The organism is Veillonella sp. 3310 (assembly GCF_003999875.1).
Lineage (GTDB): Bacteria > Bacillota > Negativicutes > Veillonellales > Veillonellaceae > F0422.
Genome location: NZ_RQVJ01000006.1, coordinates 1 through 19231, shown reverse-complemented (window position 1 = coordinate 19231; position 19231 = coordinate 1). Strand labels below are relative to the sequence as shown.

16 protein-coding genes and 3 tRNA genes are annotated in these 19231 nt (G+C 39.2%); 1 reads left to right on the top strand and 18 read right to left on the bottom strand.

The features are described from left to right. Positions 1–125 precede the first annotated feature (125 nt). The 9 genes from EO127_RS07390 to EO127_RS07350 all read right to left on the bottom strand — a co-directional run bounded on the left by EO127_RS07390 (position 126) and on the right by EO127_RS07350 (position 10398). A complete protein-coding gene (locus tag EO127_RS07390) occupies positions 126–998 on the bottom strand; it encodes a sirohydrochlorin cobaltochelatase (RefSeq protein ID WP_240646049.1) in 873 nt (290 codons plus the stop codon). A 300-nt stretch (positions 999–1298) separates the two neighbouring features. After that, positions 1299–1613, bottom strand: coding sequence for a hypothetical protein (locus tag EO127_RS07385; protein WP_127161313.1), 315 nt, complete (start codon positions 1611–1613; stop codon positions 1299–1301). 17 nt (positions 1614–1630) lie between these two features. Beyond that, positions 1631–2224 (bottom strand): phosphatase PAP2 family protein, encoded by a 594-nt coding sequence (locus EO127_RS07380; RefSeq protein WP_164742316.1) that lies wholly within the window; start codon positions 2222–2224, stop codon positions 1631–1633. Between the two features lie 206 nt (positions 2225–2430). Beyond that, positions 2431–3693 (bottom strand): S-layer homology domain-containing protein, encoded by a 1263-nt coding sequence (locus tag EO127_RS07375; protein WP_127448770.1) that lies wholly within the window; start codon positions 3691–3693, stop codon positions 2431–2433. Between the two features lie 286 nt (positions 3694–3979). Further along, complete coding sequence (locus tag EO127_RS07370) at positions 3980–5212, bottom strand: S-layer homology domain-containing protein (RefSeq protein WP_164742321.1); 1233 nt, start codon at positions 5210–5212, stop codon at positions 3980–3982. 523 nt (positions 5213–5735) lie between these two features. Continuing rightward, complete coding sequence (locus tag EO127_RS07365) at positions 5736–7091, bottom strand: putative porin (RefSeq protein ID WP_127448768.1); 1356 nt, start codon at positions 7089–7091, stop codon at positions 5736–5738. A gap of 294 nt (positions 7092–7385) precedes the next feature. Continuing rightward, complete coding sequence (locus tag EO127_RS07360; RefSeq protein ID WP_127448767.1) at positions 7386–9410, bottom strand: ABC-F family ATP-binding cassette domain-containing protein; 2025 nt, start codon at positions 9408–9410, stop codon at positions 7386–7388. Between the two features lie 122 nt (positions 9411–9532). After that, complete coding sequence (locus tag EO127_RS07355) at positions 9533–9907, bottom strand: hypothetical protein (protein WP_127448766.1); 375 nt, start codon at positions 9905–9907, stop codon at positions 9533–9535. Further along, a complete protein-coding gene (locus EO127_RS07350; protein ID WP_127448765.1) occupies positions 9907–10398 on the bottom strand; it encodes a Panacea domain-containing protein in 492 nt (163 codons plus the stop codon). Before EO127_RS07350 ends, EO127_RS07355 begins: the two co-directional genes overlap by 1 nt. 130 nt (positions 10399–10528) lie before the next feature. Here EO127_RS07350 and EO127_RS07345 point away from each other — a divergent pair, with 130 nt between their 5' ends. Beyond that, a complete protein-coding gene (locus EO127_RS07345; protein WP_127448764.1) occupies positions 10529–10888 on the top strand; it encodes a hypothetical protein in 360 nt (119 codons plus the stop codon). 115 nt (positions 10889–11003) lie between these two features. On the opposite strand, the gene EO127_RS07340 is transcribed toward EO127_RS07345, so the two are convergent. The 9 genes from EO127_RS07340 to EO127_RS07300 form a co-directional block, all read right to left on the bottom strand. Next, the gene (locus EO127_RS07340) at positions 11004–12119 is read right to left on the bottom strand and encodes a glycosyltransferase (RefSeq protein ID WP_127448763.1); all 1116 of its coding nucleotides are present in this window, start codon (positions 12117–12119) and stop codon (positions 11004–11006) included. Between the two features lie 178 nt (positions 12120–12297). After that, positions 12298–12597 carry an HU family DNA-binding protein gene (locus tag EO127_RS07335; protein WP_127448762.1) on the bottom strand — a complete coding sequence of 100 codons (300 nt, stop codon included), beginning with the start codon at positions 12595–12597 and terminating at the stop codon, positions 12298–12300. Between the two features lie 34 nt (positions 12598–12631). Next, entirely contained in the window at positions 12632–13435 is an 804-nt protein-coding gene (gene mazG, locus EO127_RS07330) for a nucleoside triphosphate pyrophosphohydrolase (protein WP_127448761.1), read from the bottom strand. Continuing rightward, a complete protein-coding gene (locus EO127_RS07325) occupies positions 13432–14976 on the bottom strand; it encodes a polysaccharide biosynthesis C-terminal domain-containing protein (RefSeq protein ID WP_127448760.1) in 1545 nt (514 codons plus the stop codon). The genes mazG and EO127_RS07325 overlap by 4 nt, the downstream gene beginning before the upstream one ends. Position 14977: 1 nt before the next feature. After that, a complete protein-coding gene (mfd, locus tag EO127_RS07320) occupies positions 14978–18259 on the bottom strand; it encodes a transcription-repair coupling factor (protein ID WP_127448759.1) in 3282 nt (1093 codons plus the stop codon). Between the two features lie 255 nt (positions 18260–18514). Further along, complete coding sequence (locus EO127_RS07315; RefSeq protein ID WP_009353527.1) at positions 18515–18697, bottom strand: hypothetical protein; 183 nt, start codon at positions 18695–18697, stop codon at positions 18515–18517. Between the two features lie 90 nt (positions 18698–18787). Beyond that, positions 18788–18871 (bottom strand) — tRNA-Leu (locus tag EO127_RS07310). A gap of 6 nt (positions 18872–18877) precedes the next feature. Next, positions 18878–18954 (bottom strand) — tRNA-Arg (locus EO127_RS07305). Positions 18955–18968: 14 nt separating this feature from the next. Continuing rightward, positions 18969–19044: transfer RNA gene (locus EO127_RS07300), tRNA-Trp, on the bottom strand. Positions 19045–19231: the final 187 nt, after the last annotated feature.

Below are 19231 nucleotides of genomic sequence, written 5' to 3'. Positions count from 1 at the left end.
TATCTGTTGTGACAGAATATCGTCATCGTTCAACTATTATTACTTTCCATTATACTCCAAATTCCCATAACAATCAAAAAATCGCATACCATGATACATCATGATATGCGATAGTTCTTATTTTCTTATGCGGTTCTGAAAGCCCCATGTTTCACAACAGGTTTGCCTTCTCCTGTTTCACGTTGACGCAAGGTGCGACGTTCTGCACTTCGAATCACTTGGGATAAATGTTTCACGAATAATTCTTGGATGTACGGATTTTCTCCTAAGCCTTCGTTCCAAATAGATACGCCATAGCCTTGTTGGCCTAACAAGGTTGCAATGGAGTCTGAACGCTCGCCACCTAAGTAGTCCATTAAGTGAGCTGAGCCGATCAACGCCAATGGCACCACCAATACTTCTTGATGATCCAATCGTTCCAACAACGTCAAAGCTTGTTTGAAATTAGGGAATCCATTAGCGGTAAATACTACTACATTTTGTCCCGCCCCGTACAAGCATTTCAATTGCAACGCACTGTATTCTAATTGATTTTGTCCATTCGCCATTAATAACACTGTTTTATTTAAAGCACGTATATTAATATGTTTGATGATGGCTTCTATGGTATCGGAATAATCGTCAGCATAGTTCTTCACGCCTAAGGAGTTCAACAATGGTTTACCCACCGTAGCACGCAAGCCACGATCGTGAGCTTCTTTCATCACTTCTTTGCGCATTTGTACATAACATTGATCCCATACTAAAGCAAATGGTTGTACAAAGATATCTGTTACCCCTACACTTGCCAAGCTTTCAATAGCACCTGTTAATGTATAGACTTGCGCATCATATTTTTCATTCCATTTATCTACTAATGCATCCGATAAAAATACACGGCGCACTTCGACGCCTGGATACATTTCTGTAATCCGTCGTTCCATAGCTCCTACAGATGCTTCCACCGCATCTCCGTAGATAGATCCAAATGTTGCTAACACAATACCACGTTGATTCATATATGCCTCCATATTAATTCCTTGTTTGTTGGGTTACATAAACACACTTCTTAATACTTATCATACGTCACGTTTTGCATTATGTCAATGATAATTTTTCTCAGTTATTAAGATTGTTGAAAGAAGTTTATACTAGGCATATACAGCTTTATATTAACTCTTAAAAGTACCTATATGTGGCTAGCCTTCGCATTTGATAAAGATGTATTTCTCATCCTTAAATCGTATACTATACATACTGAAAAGGTCTGACAATAGAAGCTGTTATCTATTATCAGACCTTAACTAGTTAACGCACACTTATGGTTGCGAAATAATCCGTGGTGCTGCGACCTTGAATACTTCACGCAACAATGGTAGAAATCGACCTTCAATCAATGTACGATTTCGTTCACTTTTCGTAATCAACCACAAAGCTGTCCCATTATATTTGATAGAAATTAAACTATTGATGTATTGATCAAAGTCGGATTGTCCCATTTTCTCACGCAATTCTAACAATAAAGAATGCAATGGCTCCCCTTGATACTCTGGACGCTCTAACACTGGTGTAAATACTACTTCATACACAGAATCACTATATTGATTCGGACCTGCAGAACTTTGAAAATCCATGATAACCTCCTATATTCCTACACGGTTCTTTGTTTTTGAAATCGTCTTACATACTCTCGCATAAGTCGTGCATCTAATCCTCTATACATTCGTACCACGCTACGACGTATGGTTTTATTATAGATAGCAGTCAAAATCCACACGAGGATGAAAGCCCCTAGTATATCCCCAGGGTAATGATTTCCCACAAACACACGAGAGAATCCCACTAAGATAGAGCCATATACCATCCATGTACCTTGATTCCAACGATAAAATAAGATCCCGCAAGCAATGGCCATCGTTCCTACTGCATGGTCACTTGGAAAACTAGCATCCGCTGCATGATTTAAAATTAAGACAGCATCTGGATGATCCACAAAAGGACGATTTTCATAGAACATGGATCCTAGAATGAAACTACCAATCAGACAGATGACCAATAACACAGCCGTAGCGAAGCTTTCACCACGAAGCTTAAAGCTGCCTGTGCAGAAACCTTTCACATATAACCAAGCCAATATAAGTATATATAAGTATGGCACTAGTTTAGAAATCGATATCATCAATGCATCCACTATCACACTGTGGTTGGCCATACCATTGATAAGCGAGAACAACCAATCATTCATTATAACACCTTCCATTTCCTAACAAAGAGATAAATTATTTTCTATTATATCATGGTTCCTGTAGATTGTAATGTAGAGATTGTAAAAGCTTCTTATTCCTGTTAAAGTCATTGACAAAGTATTATTATATCAATCGTTCATAACACATATAACTACATAAAAAAAGAACTCCCGAAGGAGTTCTTTTCATATGTGTAACTATCAAATTAGAATTTGTAGTTAAGTTCTGCACGGTAGTATTCTGGCAAGTTAACAGATTTATTGTTGTCATCTTTTTTCTTGCTGTCGAATGTAGCGTAAGCAGAAAGACCAACGTTTTTAGCTACAGTGTAGTCTACAGTTGCTAGGTAACCTCTGTAGTTTTGGTTTTGATCATTCAAGTTCCAAGTATTGGATACTACTGGAGCTGCTTTTTTCAAGTCGAAGTATTGAACTTTTGCACCCCAAGTACCAGCTTTAGCCATATCAGCTTCGCCATAGCCTAGGCCTGCAGTCCAAGCTTCACCTGCTGCACCTTTAGTTTCTTGTTTAGCATATTCGCCACCAACCCAAACTTTGGAGCCTAATTTAGCATCAACAGATGCACCATATACACTATTTACGCCTTTTTCATGAACATCAGCATAGAAACCTTTTACCGCTAATTTTTCAGTTGGCATAGTGTTTAATTGATAAACTGTTACTTGAGAATTATCTTTACGTTCAGCTTTATCAAATTCTACTTTTTTACCAGCTTCATTAATATAGCTACCACCTTGTAAGTAACCATAGGCAACAGATGCATTTAATTTATCTTTACCAACTGTCGCTACTGCACCTTCAAATGCATCATCGTATACAAGGCCATTACCAACTACTAAATCTTGACGACCTACTGTAGCTGTTGCATATTTACCGAAGTTATGTTGTACATATACACGGTCAAGGCTAGTTTCTGGATTACCTGCTGCACCGAATTCTTTTTCGCCAACTAAACGAACTACTGCTTTAGTATTGTCATTTACAGTTGCCGCAAATTGCACACGACCACGATAATCAAATTTAGATTTATAAGTTTCAGATTTATCTTCATTTTCTACTTTAGAGTGTTGGTAACGAAGACGAGCATCACCAGTGAAAGAGAAGTTGCCTACTTTGTTTTCTAATGTAGAAACACGAACACCTAAGTTGTTCAATTCAGCGGAGAATTCGTTAGCCAAACGGTTGATGATAGCATTTTGTTCAGCGTCAACACGATCTTGACGAGCCATAGCTTTTGCTACCATTTGAGCCATTTCAAAACGAGTGATATTGTGTTGGCCTTTGAAAGTGCCATCTGGGTAACCGTTAACGATACCTTGGGAAGCTAATTGAGCTACTGCTTGGTATGCCCAATCTTGTGGAGTTACATCGGAGAATGGGTTTGCTGCGAATGCAGAAGTTACACCCAATACTGCTGTGGCAGCCAATACTGCTAAATGTTTTTTCATGATAATTACCTCTCAATGAAAATAAAATAATATAAACCGTCTCCTATAATGAGTCAGATTGAATTATATCATTGCATTACTTTTCAATGGAGTGTCCACGTTTCCTCACATATAAGCAATACATGTCTGTAATCGAATCTAATTCTTCTATATTTGACTTGAGACCATCATAACACAAGAAATTATAAAACTCAACAATATTTTTCCGTTTTTTACTCAATTCGTTTAATTTTGAACAAAAAAAAGAACTCCCGAAGGAGTTCTTTTTATATGTTTAACTGTCAAACTAGAATTTGTAGTTAAGTTCTGCACGGTAAGCTTCTGCTTTAGCTTTGTCATCTTGACCTTTAGTGTCAATTGTTGCATAACCAGCAAGACCTACGTTTTTAGCAACAGCATATTTAGCTGTTGCCAATACGCCTTTTTGATCTTTCTCAATCAAGTTCCAAGTAGTGGATACTACAGGAGCATCTTTCTTGATGTCGAAGTATTGAGCTTTCACACTCCAAGTACCTTGTTTTGCCATGTTGTAGTTACCATAGCCTAAACCTGCAGTCCAGCCTTCACCATTAGCACCTAAAGTTTCAGTTTTAACATATTCACCGCCAACCCAAACTTTTTTGCCAAGCATAAGGTCAAGGGATGCACCATATGCATTGTCTAGATTTTCTTCATGAACATCAGCATAGAAACCTTTTACTGCAACTTTTGCTGTTGGATTATAGTTTAATTGGTATACAGAAAGTTGTTCATTTGTGTTAGGGTTTTGTTCGTCTGCTTTACGACCAATTTTATTAAGTTTTTGTCCATAAGCTTCGCCAGCTTGTAAGTAACCAAATGCAACAGACGCATTTAATTTATCTTTACCAACGTTAGCTACAACGCCTTCAAATACATCATCATATGCAAGACCTGCACCAACTACTAAATCTTGACGACCAGCTGTTACAGTTGCATATTTGCCGAAGTTATGTTGCACATATACGCGATCGATAGCTGTATTAGGGTTACCTGCTGCGCCAAACTCTTTGCTACCCATTAAACGAACCACTGCTTTAGTATTATCATTTACAGTTGCTTCGAATTTTACACGACCACGGTAGTCAAATTTAGAATCACGTGCATCATTGGAACCAATGTAACGAAGACGAGCGTCACCAGTGAATTTGAAGTTGCCCACTTTGTTTTCCAATGTAGCTACACGAACGCCTAAGTTGTTCAACTCAGCGGAGAATTCGTTAGCTAAACGATTGATGATTGCATTTTGTTCAGCGTCAACACGATCTTGACGAACTAATGCTTTAGCAACCATTTGCGCCATTTCATAACGAGTGATGTTGTTTTGGCCTTTGAAAGTACCATCTGGGTAACCGTTAACGATACCTTGGGAAGCCAATTGAGCTACTGCTTGGTATGCCCAATCTTGTGGAGTTACGTCGGAGAATGGGTTTGCTGCGAATGCAGAAGTAACACCCAATACTGCTGTTGCAGCTAATACTGCTAAATGTTTTTTCATGATAATTACCTCTCAATGAAAAATAAAATAAAATAATATACATCGTCTCATACGTATAGCTTGACTGATTATATCATCGCATTACTTTTCATGGAGTGTCCATGTTTCCTCAACATTCAGTAATGACATACCTATAATCTAAATCATAGCAAACATACTTGACTCGAAAGTATCATATCATAGGATATCCATATAAAGCAAATACTTCCCAATAAATAAGCGTTTCGTTTATTTTCGCACGCAAAATATATATACTTTTAATAACCATATCTAACTATTTGCTATAACATGTATTATTCCAATCTTTTCTTACAGCATTTTAGACCTTTAAAACTCCTAGATCGAGATAATAAATGAATACTTACTTAGCCCCAAGTTTCACTTAAATTGCAAATAAAAATTGAATATATTTACCCATACTTTTAACACACTACCTAAGTATATGGAGCAATCCTATTTACAATCTATCATTTATCATATAAAAAAGAACTCCCGAAGGAGTTCTTTTTTATAATTAACTTTCAAATTAGAATTTGTAGTTAAGGTCTGCACGGTAGTAGTCAGGTAATTCATAACCATCAAGATGTTTACCACGTAATTGTGCATATGCTGTTAAACCAACATTTTTAGCTACTGTATAGTTAACAGTTCCTAACCAACCTTTGAAGTCATCTGTAGAAGCTTTAGGTAATTTAGAGGATGGAATAGTTACAGGGCTCATTTCTCCATTACGGAAATATTGAGCTTTTACATTCCAAGAACCGGCTTTGGAGATATCGTATGCACCGTAACCGATACCTGCAGTCCAAGCATTTCCTTCTTTACCGAAGGATTCGAATTTAGCGAATTCACCGCCAACCCAAATTTTATTATGAGCGCCGAAGTGTGTATCTAATGCTCCACCAAAGTAGTTTTCAGAGTTTTGACCATGGTCTTGTACATAGTAACCTTTTGCATCAACATGTTTACCTAATTTTGCATTTACTTGGTAAACTGTTGTTTGGTAACGATCTTCACGGGAAAGGTTTTCGAAGTCACCACCAACCATGTAACCATGCGCTACTGTTGCATTCAATTTATCTTTACCTACAGTTGCTTTTGCACCTTCGAATGCGCTGTCATAAGTCAAACCGCTACCGATTAAGATATCTTGACGACCTACGGAAGCAGTCGCGTATTTACCGAAGTTATGTTGTACATAGATACGATCTAAGGAAGCACCTACGCTGTCGTTAGAACCGAATTCTTTATCGCCTGTTGCTAAACGAACTACTGCTTTAGTGTTGTCGTTTACAGTAGCTTCGAATTGTACACGTGCACGGTAGTCAATTTTAGAACGTTTTTTTGTAACTGCTTTTACATTATCTTCATCTACTGCTAAAGATTCATCGTTTACATCTACATCAGCTACATCAGCTGCATCAGCTGCATCAACATCTGCTTCTTCAGCATCACCAAATGTAATATCATTTACATATGCATTTTCTACAGTATTGGAACCTTGGTAACGAACACGTGCATCACCAGTGAATTTGAAGTTGCCCACTTTGTTTTCTAATGTAGAAACACGAACGCCTAAGTTATTCAATTCAGCGGAGAATTCGTTAGCTAAACGGTTGATGATAGCGTTTTGTTCAGCGTCAACACGATCTTGACGAACTAAAGCTTTTGCTACCATTTGAGCCATTTCATAACGAGTGATGTTTTGTTGGCCTTTGAATGTGCCATCTGGGTAACCGTTAACGATACCTTGGGAAGCCAATTGAGCTACTGCTTGGTATGCCCAATCTTGTGGAGTTACGTCGGAGAATGGGTTTGCTGCGAATGCAGAAGTTACACCCAATACTGCTGTTGCAGCTAATACTGCTAAATGTTTTTTCATTGTTAGTACCTCTTACTAAAAACATAAAATTACTTAATCTTTTCTGAATCATATAACAAAATTTATTCTACATATACAATTCATCTTTATATTTTTAATAGAGTCTCCATGTTCCCTCTAGTAATTTATATCTATGATTTATATATGTATTCTACAAAATTTTGTTATATCCATTTACTTAAATGTATTGAAAAGACTTTTGTATGATACCATAAATTTAAAGAAAGTACAACTATTTTTTTCGATATCCCTCTATGATGTCTAATACATTTTGTTTAAAACACCGATAATAAGCTATTTTCTCTCCTCCAATTCCAACCAACGTAAAGTACTCATGTCCAACTCTTCTACCACTTGTTCTCGTTCTTTGATGGTACTTTCAATGGCTTCATAGTCACTACCCCCTTGAGCAATCATAGCATCATAGGCTTTCACTAGACCTTCTAGTTCCGCAATGCGAAATTCTAATTGTTCAAGTTCTTTCATCTCCCCTAATGTCAGTTTCTTTTTGCCACCTTCGTTGTTATCCACCGTAGTATCTATTGCTTCTGGATTTATACTAGTATTCACATCTATGCCTGTATCACGTGATAGGTTTTGTACACCTCCACTTTCAGCATCTACTACCATCTCATCATTGGCATGTTGTTCCGCATTCTGCCCCCTAGAACCAGCGGATCCACCCTGTACCTGCACTGCATGGCGTAGGACACCACGTTTTGTATCACCACCCATGCCGCTCGTTAGATTCGTATCCGCTTCATAATCAGAGTAACCACCATGGTATATCTCGATATGACCTGCTCCAGTGAATACAAAGAGTTTATCTACCACTCTGTCCAAAAAGTACCGGTCATGACACACGGTGATGACAATACCACTATAAGAATCTAAGAACTCTTCTAAGACTTCTAAGGTTGGAATATCTAAATCATTGGTAGGCTCATCTAGGAGTAGCACATTGGGGGCATCCATTAAGATGCGAAGTAAAAATAATCTTCGCTTTTCCCCACCAGACAGTTTACGGATTGGCAAACCATGGTGGGATGGAGAAAATAAAAAACGTTCCAATAATTGACCTGCACTTAAGGAACTGCCATTGGGCAAGTGCAAATACGAGCGATTTTCTCGAATATAGTCCAACACCCGTTGGTCCTCTTTAAAGGTCGGCAATTGTTGCGAGAAATATCCAATGCGAACTGTTTCTCCACGCCCCATAGTCCCACCTGTCGGTTCTAGGGACCCTTGGAATAGCTTCATCAACGTAGTCTTACCAATCCCATTAGGTCCTACCACACCAATTCGGTCATGACGTACCATATGGTACGTAAAGTCTTTAATCACTTCTCGTCCTGTAGGATACGCAAAGGACAAATGCTCTATATCAAAAATGGTATTTCCTAAACGAGAGGCTAATACTACGGGATCCACAGTACCTACTTTTTGTCGTTTTTCCATAGCTTTCAATTGCTCGAACCGTTGCAATCTTGCCTTTTGTTTCGTGGTACGCGCCTTCGCACCACGGCGCACCCATTGTAATTCACTGGCAATCAGTTTTCTGCGCTTTTCCTCAATGGCATCTAACTGTGCTTCTCGTTCTTCTTTCAACGATACATAGGTTTCGTAGGTCTCTTGAAATTCATATATAGTCTGATTCGATAGTTCCCATATGGTGTTACATACGGCATCTAGGAAATATCTATCATGGGTGCTCAATAATACAGCCCCTTTTCTATCTTTTAAATATAGTTCTAGCCATTCAATGGTGGCCTCATCCAAATGATTCGTAGGTTCGTCAAGCAATAATAAATCACAAGGATAGACCAAGGCTCTAGCTAATGCTAATCTTCGGCGTTGTCCCCCAGATAATGAGTTTACTGGCCCATGTACATCATGAAAGCCAAGGCGTGTCAATATCATTTTTGCTTCTTGTTCTACAACCCAGCCATCTTCTTCATCCATGCGCGCTAATAATTTCATATACTGCGGTGATTCTGGATCTTGTAAAGCTCTTTCAAAATCTCGTACTAATGAAAGTTTAGGATGGTCCCCTAATAATACATTATCTAGCAATGTGCTTGTTTCATCGATATACGGATCTTGCTCCAGTCGATGGATGGTAGCCTTCCCATTCCGTTCTATACTGCCCTTATCTGGTTCTTGCGTTCCTTCTAAGACCTGTAATAAAGTTGTTTTTCCTGTCCCATTGACACCAATTAAGCCAATGCGATGATACGATGCTATGGTTACATTTACTTCTTTAAATAATAACCGTGTGCCATAGGATTTTTCTATGTTATGTAATGTTAAAATGTTCATATGTTTCCTTTCAATTATCATACTTGTGATAATAACTTATATATTTACAGATTAAAAAATGGTACCAATTAATAATAATTGGTACCTAAAACTAAAAATTTATATATCAATATAGCAAAGTGTTAGCTTCTTGCTTCGATTATATTTCTTTTATACTTCTCTTCAACTTTATCTATTACCCTAGTATATAAGGCAGGATACATTTTCTTTACATTAATAATTACCTTCGTAATCGATGCACGATGCGTAACGGTTTGTTTATGTGTTCTTATATAAGAAACGCATGCCAAGTTCATTAACGGATAGTTTATAGGTTCTATTTTGATATCATATTCTAAATCAATACATTCTTTATGAGAAATCTTAGATACTGGTAATGTTACCCAATCATTTTGTCCAGCTTCTGCAATGACAAGAATAGGACGATATTTAAATTTATTTTTTTTGACTCTCACATCATAATATGGAAATATTGCTAAACAAAAATCTCCAACCATCACATGCCCTCCGCATCCTCAAATTCATCATAATACATATCATATACTGAGTCATAAGGTCTAATTTTTTGAGCATCCTTGCAAATATCTTCAATTTTTATAATATGATTTCCATTTTCTAATGGTGCTACTCCTATACGGGCCTGTTTCCAAGAATACTCTTGATGTGATAAATCACTCAATTTCCAGGATTCAAAACCACCATATTGATGAATGATATTATTAACAATGTATTTATTTTCTTCTTGTATTTCTTTTTCATCTATAAAAGATAAGCCATCATCCGTAAAATAATTTCTAACTACTGGGCTTACTGGACCATACTTCCATCCTTCTAAGTCTTCTTTAAACATAGGATTACCTGTAATGGCTATTGCTTCTCTTTGCACAAAATAAAGAAGTTTATGTAATTTTAACTCATCAATAGTGACTCCTGCCACTTCTTCATATCGATTAATAATATATTTAGCAACATCTAATACCTTTTCCATAGTAATCCCTCCTTTTTTATTATCATATCTAAAATCTATCACTTTGTAAACACACATTCCTCCATTGACACACCTACTTTCATGGATTAGAATGAAAGTAATCTATTCATTATTTTATAAGGAGGTTGTCATGGACACTGACACGGTTCAGCAAGAGTTTGAACATATTGGTTTTGAAATTGTAGAAGTTGACGAACGGGACGTTCTATTGTACGAGTTATCTGATGGTAGCGAGGAAGAAGACGGTCAATATGCCATTGTTTCCGATGAGGATGGACGTATTCCTGTTTCAATGGATACCCCAGTTATTGTTTCTGTGTATGATGATAATGATACATTTCAATGGAGCGTAACACTTCCGAATGGCGAAGAATTGAAAGAATTATTCCTGCGCGTGGAAAGTGCAGAAGAACTGCTAGATACATTGCAAGATATTCGCAATGAAAACATCGAGCGTTACGATTCTGAAATGGACTCCTATAGCGAGTAATACAGCAAAAGGCTGTCATCCCATGTACTGTGTACATGGTGTGACAGCCTTTCTTATTCATCTTATATAAATAAGGGAATATTGCTACTCTAGCCTCAACAGTTTCCTATTGTATTTAATTTTTCTCTGTCTTATGTGCAATCATTTCTTCACAAGCAGCTACGATTTCCGCTGCCCCATCAACTTTCCAAGCTTTGGCCGCTTCATGCATGGCCTGCAACCGTTCCTCATTTTGTAACAAAGCACCGACTACATCATCCAAGTTTTCAATGTGTCGTGCCCACTTACCACAGCCCTTTTGTTCTAACAGTTCTGCATTGGCTTCTTCTTGCCCAGGAATGGCATTAAAGAATACCATGGGCACCCCGATGGTGACCCCTTCCATACAAGTCAGGGCCCCTGGCTTTGTCACGAGCAAGGTTGCTTTACGCATCAACTGCGGAATCTCATTGGTATATCCATAAATAGAAATCGGTGTACGCAGGGAATCTTTCATATGGTGTAACGAGTTGTACAATCCATCATTCAAGCCAGCCACTACATGAATTTCATCGATACCCGGTACATGGTCCAACCGTTGTAACGCTTCTTCTACACAACCTAAGCCAAGGCCACCTCCCATGAGCAATACACGCTTACACTGATCGCTACCATAGGGTTCCTCTAAAGGTTCAAAGAAATGGCGCATAATAGGAATGCCCGTCACATGGATTTTTTCCAAGGGCACCCCCATATTTAGCACTTCGTACACCATGGATGGCGTTGCCACATGGTACGCATCGATTTCATCATAGCGCCAAAATTGATGAGCTGCAAAATCTGTGAGTACAGCTGCAATAGGAATATCGATTTTTCGATGCCGTTTCAACACACTGGCAGCCCCGCAGGGAAAGGGATGGGTACAGACAATTAAATCTGGTGCTTCCTTTTCAATGAGCTTTTCCATTCGATTTTTCAGCATCCAAGACACTACGGTCTGTGCTACACTACCTTTCCATTCAGCCCCCGACCATCGATACACGATGTCATAGAGGAAGGGAAAAAAGTCGAGCATTTTGAAATACGTTTCTTTCAACAGATTATCAAAAGAGAACGTATCTGTTCCAAGGAAGTCCACATGATGCACCACAGCAGTCGGATCCTTCTGCTGCCAATATTCCTGTATAGCTAGCGCTGCTTGCGTATGGCCCGTACCAATTGAGGCAGATACGATTAAAATACGTTGTCCCATGAGACCTCCTTTCTTTAGATGCGTCGTAACGATTTACCTGGTCCTAATGGGATTCATTAGAACACTACATTATGTCTATTCTATCACAAATTAAAAGAGATACAAAACAACGCCACTATTCCAAACCATATAGGCATGGAACCGTGGCGTTATTTACATCTCTTAGGAATGACCTGAATTATTTTTTGCGAACTGGCGCAGCTGGTCCATTAACAAGATCTTTTAATTGTTTACCTGCTTTGAAAGCTGGGGATTTAGATGCTGGAATGATCATTTCTTCTTTTGTACGAGGGTTGCGACCAGTACGTTCAGCACGAGTACGAACTTCGAAAGTACCGAAACCGATAACTTGTACTTTTTCTTCTTTCGCTAATGCTTCGCCAATTGTGTCGAATAAAGCTTTTACTGCTTTTTCAGCATCTTTTTTTGTCAATTCAGCTTTTGCTGCAACGCTTGCAATTAATTCAGTTTTGTTCATGATTGAACCTCCCTTAAAAATAGTATCCTCTAACTTAATCATTCGAGTTAAGTTTCACCTTAGCCGCTTCCCAAAATGTATCTAGCTCTTCGAGAGTAAAATCCTCCCATTGTTTTCCACTCCGTTGAACCTCTTGTTCCACGTATGAAAAACGCCGTATAAACTTTGTGTTTGTGCGGTGTAGTGCATTTTCTCCGACTATTTTATACCATTTAAACAGATTTATCAAGGAAAAAAGTATATCTCCTCCCTCTTCTTCTGCTTTTTCTACATCTTTTTTGAATATTTCTTGCTTAAATTCATCTATTTCTTCATAAAACTTAGCCCATACCCCTTCTTCCGTAGGCCAATCAAAGCCTACTTTACTTGCTTTTTCTTGCAATTTTTGGGCTCGTAACAGAGCTGGTAAGCCAGGAGAAATTCCATCCAAAATAGATGTACGTTCATGCCCTTTTTCTTTTGCCTTCAATTCTTCCCAAGTGGCTAATGTATCTCCTACAGTTTTTCGGTCTGCCCTTTGGAACACATGAGGATGTCGTCGTATCATTTTTGCCGTTATATCATCCACCACATCTTGCATAGTAAAATGTCCATTTTCTTCCGCCACTCGTGCATGAAATACAATTTGTAACAACAAATCGCCTAACTCTTCTCGTAAATGATCTATATTCTTTTCGTCGATAGCCTCTAAAGTTTCATAGACTTCTTCTAATAAATATCTCCGTAAAGAACTATGAGTTTGTAATTTGTCCCAGGAACATCCATTAGGTCCCCGCAATTCAGCTAATACGTCCACTAAGGGATCCAATGTAAAAGGACTCATTTCTTTTTCACTCATTTAGATCCTCCTTTCCTCATGGCTTGTTTTGCCAAACTTTTAAATTCTTTCAACTCCATCGTTTTCGTAATACCTAATGCCACCACATAAAATAGAATTCCCAAAACGATGGAAAGTGCCACACTCATTGTATTCGATAGGATAGTACTTATAAAATTATAAACCATCACTGTACCTCCCCCCATGGCTAGGGACGAGAATAGTATTTTTCCAATTTCTATGAAAGAAATCTTAAACGATGTACTGCGATACAGTATATATACATTCGCTATTGCCGCTATGCCAAAATCTACGTTGGTAGCCCACGCAGCTCCTTCAATACCCCATTGCGGTGTTAAATAGAGATTTAGTAAGATTTTCAGTACAGCCCCTAAGAGCAATGTAAACATAGGGATTGCCGTATGTCCTAAGCCTTGTAAGGCCCCTGTGGTAACCTGTTGTACCCCTAATAACCAAATACTAGCGCTAAGGACCGCAATGGCACCACCTGCATTAGGCGTGTTGAACATCATCTGAGAGATGGGTGTAGCCAATACACATAATCCTACAAAGGCAGGGATGGTTACAATATTTGTCATCCGTAATGCCGTCCTCATACGATGATGAATTTCTTCTTGATCTCGTTCTCTATGTAGTCTAGATATAGCAGGTACCAAGCTTGTTGCTAAGGACATAGTCACGATGACAGGTAAACTAATCAAGGAAGTAGCCATCCCCGTTAAATACCCAAAGGCTGTAGTCGCCTCTTCCTTGCCATATCCCGATAGCATTAGCTGTTGTGGTACTAACCACAAATCGATAGCTCCTATGAGAGGTATCATAATATTAGCTAGTGCCACTGGAAGAGCCAATACGATTAGTTCTTGTATGATTTTGCTCGGTGATTCTAAAGCGTATACCTGCCCTTCTAGCTTAGATTCTCGTCCATAATAATACAGCAATACCACAAGCCCTAAACCGACACCGATGACAGAAGATAAGGCCGCTCGACTGGATGCTAGCTCAATACCTTGCGGCAAGAAATAGATAGCTGCCCCTACCATCACAAGGACACGACCTAACTGTTCGCACACCTGGGATATACCGGTAGGTAACATATTTTGAAATCCCTGAAAGTAGCCACGAAAACACGCCAACAAGGATACAATCCCAATAGCAGGAGCTACCGCTAATAAAGCACCTTCTGCTCGACTATCTGTAATTAATCCCACATCTATGACATAAGGAATGGCTAGGTAAAACCCTATACTTAGCAATACACCTATAATCCCCATAGTGGTCAAGGCAACCTTAAAGATATGTCGTGCCCCTCGAAAGTCCTCCTGTCCTACTTTACGAGCGATCATAATGGAAATAGCCACCGGCAAACCCGCTGCGCCAATACTAATGATAAGCTGATACAGAGAATAGGCCATTTGGTAGAGCCCTACCCCTTCACCGCCCAAAATACGGGCTACAATGACCTTACTAATGGCTCCTATGACTTTCACCAGTAGCCCTGCTACGGTTAAGATCATAGCTCCTTTCATAAATCCTGTCATATTAGCCCTCCTTTGGAAGTTTTCGTTCAAACTCACTCATTACTTGTTCTACTTGGCGAATTACATCACCCGTTTGTAACGTATAGGCCCAGGCTGTAGGATTCGACCCACGATGTTTCATATGTTTCCAAATAGTTTCACTGATGGCGCCCATATCCCAATCTTCCATTTTCGATTCATCTTGCCAAGTGAATAGAATATTCCCATCTTTGCGAATGATGCTCTTCATGCCTAAAGCACGAGCACGTTCTTTAATACTTGCTAGCTTGATGAGGCGTTCCACTGGTTTCGTAGGAGATCCAAAACGATCAATCAATTCATCTACAAAATCGTCTAAACCATCTTTTGTATCAATTTGTAATAATCGTTGGTACACAGAAATTTTGCGAGCTTCATCATGAATGTAAGCACTGTCAATGAAAGCATCGATGCCCACATCCACCACTGGTGCTGGCAATGACCGTTCTGGCATATCTTTTTTCTGTGCTTTAGCGATGGCTTCTTCTAACATGGCAGCATACATAGCAAAACCCACCGCTGCAATATTACCATGTTGTTGAGCCCCTAATAAATTGCCAGCTCCACGTATTTCCATATCTCGCATGGCTAGCTTAAATCCTGCCCCCAATTCAGTCAACTCTTGGATGGCTTTCAACCGTTTTTCGGCACTTTCATTTAACACCTTATCGGGACGATACATGAAATAGGCATAGGCCCGCTGACTAGAACGTCCCACACGTCCCCGCATTTGGTACAACTGTGAAAGACCCAAGTGGTCTGCATCGTAGATAATAATGGTATTCGCATTCGGAATATCTAAACCCGTTTCGATAATGCTGGTACATAAGAGTACATCATATTGCCCCTCTGTAAAGTCTTGCATCACATGTTCCATCATAGCCCCTGCCATTTGTCCATGGGCCACCGCAATGCGTAAGTCCGGCATGGCACGTTGTAATTGCTCTTCCATATGCGTAATGGACTGTACCTTGTTATATACAAAATACACCTGTCCACCTCGTTGTAGCTCACGACGAATCGCTTCCGTCACCACTTGCATATCAAACTCTACCACATAAGTTTGTACTGGTAACCGTTCCATTGGCGGTGTATGAATGACACTCATTTCCCGAACCCCAACTAAAGACATATGCAAGGTCCGCGGAATCGGTGTGGCACTGAGGGTTAAAATATCAATATTCGTAGCCCACTGTTTCCATTTTTCTTTTTGCGCTACCCCAAATCGCTGTTCTTCATCCACCACTAATAGTCCTAGCTTTTTGAACTGTATTTGCTTACTCAATAGGGCATGGGTGCCGATTAAGATATCTACCTGTCCGTCTTGTACGGCTTTGATGATATCCTTCTTTTCTTTGGCAGAACGGAATCGGTTTAATACTTCTACACGAACTCCAAATTGTGAGAATCGATACATGAATGTTTTAAAATGTTGCTCTGAAAGCACCGTTGTGGGCACTAGCATAGCCACTTGCTTGCCACTCATGACAGCCTTGAACATGGCCCGCATAGCCACTTCTGTTTTGCCAAACCCTACGTCACCGCATAACAATCTGTCCATTGGACGTGGAGATTCCATAGATTCTTTAATTTCTTGGATAGCCTGCAACTGGTCATCTGTTTCTTCATAAGGGAATTGATCTTCAAACTCTTGTTGCCAAGGTTGGTCTGGTAAGAATGCATACCCCTCTATAAGCTCACGTTTTGCATAGAGTTCCACCAAGGTATCCGCTAAATCATCAATGGATTTTTGAGCTTTCGTTTTTGTTTTAATCCATTCCTTACCGCCCATTTTGTGTAATTTCGGTGTAACCCCTTCATTACCAATATATTTTTGCAATTGGTCCAAATGGTCTGCTGGCAAAAAGAGCCGATCCGTACCAGCATAGTCGATTTCAATATAGTCTCGATGAATGCCTTCCGTTTCAATGGTCTTGAGTCCTCGATATTTGCCAATACCATGTATGCTATGCACTACATAATCGCCTACACTAATATCGGTAAAATATTTAATTTCTTGCCCCTTTTCCACTTTCTTCCGAATTTTTTTCTTCTGAAAGCCGAATATATTTCCTTCCGTAATTACAGTCAGGTTAGAATGAGGTAATTCAAATCCCTCTGAAAGGATACCGTCCACAATAAGCACAGCCGGTGCTGTCCATTCCCATCGCTCACGATGCACATAAGAAATCTTATTCTCTAATAAGGCATTTTCTATGGCTTCACGGCGTTGCTGATTGTGCAATACCAACACAATTTGTCGTTCTAAAGAAGCATTAAACTTAATATCATCCATGAGCATAGGAATCTGCCGTTCATAAGAGGCGATGGATTTCCCCATCATACCGATAGTGTGCACCTTCCCCCATCCAGCAGAACGTTGCATCATACTGAATAAAATAGTTGTATGTGCCTTAGACGATGCTTTCCAATCTTTCCACAGCATATATAACTCTTCATTCGTCGAATCTTCTTTATGCACTTTTCCTAAGGCTTCTTCTAACCGTTTTGGCTCATCTAAAATTAGTAAACTTTTATCTAAATAGGAAAGGATAGAATAGGTCTCCTCATCACTATCTGCATGGATAGGCAAGATCATACATTCCTCAGTTTCCCCTATAGACCGCTGTGTATCCACATTGAATTGGCGCATCGTGTCGATAGTATCGCCAAAAAACTCTAGACGATAAGGGAATTCACTTTGGATAGGGAATATATCTACAATATCTCCACGCACACTAAAATGACCACGATATTCCACCTGGTCCACTCGTTCATATCCAATTTGTACTAATTGTTCCAATAGATGTTGTTGATCTATATCTTGTTCTATCTGCAGAGGTATCATACGATCTAATACAGTAGATGGTGCACCTACAAACTGACTTGCCTCTTCCACAGTAGCTAATACAATCACTGGTTTACCTAACGCTAAGTTTCCTAAGGCTTCCATACGTTTAGCCTGTGTATCTAAACTCTTTGCAGTCCACTGTGAAAGCGCTCGATCCACTATGGGATACGATAATACCTTAACCTCTGGTAACAGACATTGTATATCTCGCTCCCACATGTCCTTATGTACTTTATCATGAGTCACAATCAAAGTAGGTCGCTGTGTATCTTGTAGCATAGCTTGGCTATACATAAACGATTTCTGCGAAGCTCCTAACCCATAGATTTGCGTAGCCCCTTTTTTATAAAAGGCATCTATGGTATCTTTCATTGTGCCTTCTATATCTAATACAGGTTTATATGTCATCGACATATACCATTTCCTTTCCGATTAATTATAATACTGTAGCCCTTGCTACACTAGTAAACTTATTTAGTTCTTAACCACAATACAAAGCTTATTTCATTTGAATTCTATCTACTTTGGCAGGATTATATAAGTCTAAAAATTAATTTTTCAATACTATCTAAATATAGTTCGAAAACTATACTGTGAACAAAAGAATCCAGTAATATAGATATATCAAAAATATAAGAAAAGGGCTATAGATAACTATAGCCCTTATGATTATTCTAAGTTTTCTTTAATCGCCGTATTTGTGGATTCTTCAATATAATGAAGGGCTGCATATATTAAATACGCACCTACTGTAAGACCGAAGAAAAAGGCTTTGAATATTTCTTTGTTCCAACGAGTTTCACGTAAACCAGAAACCGCAGATGCTAAAAAGCTTAAATCTGTAACTTTCATAGCAACCTCCTTGTACCAACACTTGTACTTGCCATATTTACAATACATATACAAAAAAAGCGAATATAACTATTCGCTTATCTTCTAAATTGGTGCGGGAGAAGGGACTTGAACCCCCACGCCAATGGCGCCAGATCCTAAGTCTGGTGCGTCTGCCAATTCCGCCACTCCCGCATAAGATGGTGACCCAGGAGGGATTCGAACCCCCGACCTTTTGATTCGTAGTCAAACACTCTATCCAGCTGAGCTACTGAGTCATATGTAATTTAGTTGGCAGGGGCAGTAGGACTTGAACCCACAACCAACGGTTTTGGAGACCGCTACTCTACCAATTGAGCTATACCCCTATCTTTACGACTTTATTAGTATAACGTAAAGTTGATACTTTGTCAAGTGATTCTTGTAGCAGAACCAAGGTATTTAGCTGGGCTAGCGTTTGCTAGCCCTCGCTAATCCAAATCAGCGACTTCCTATCCTCCCAGGCCGTTTCCAGCCAAGTACTTTCGGCGTTTACGAGCTTAACTACTGTGTTCG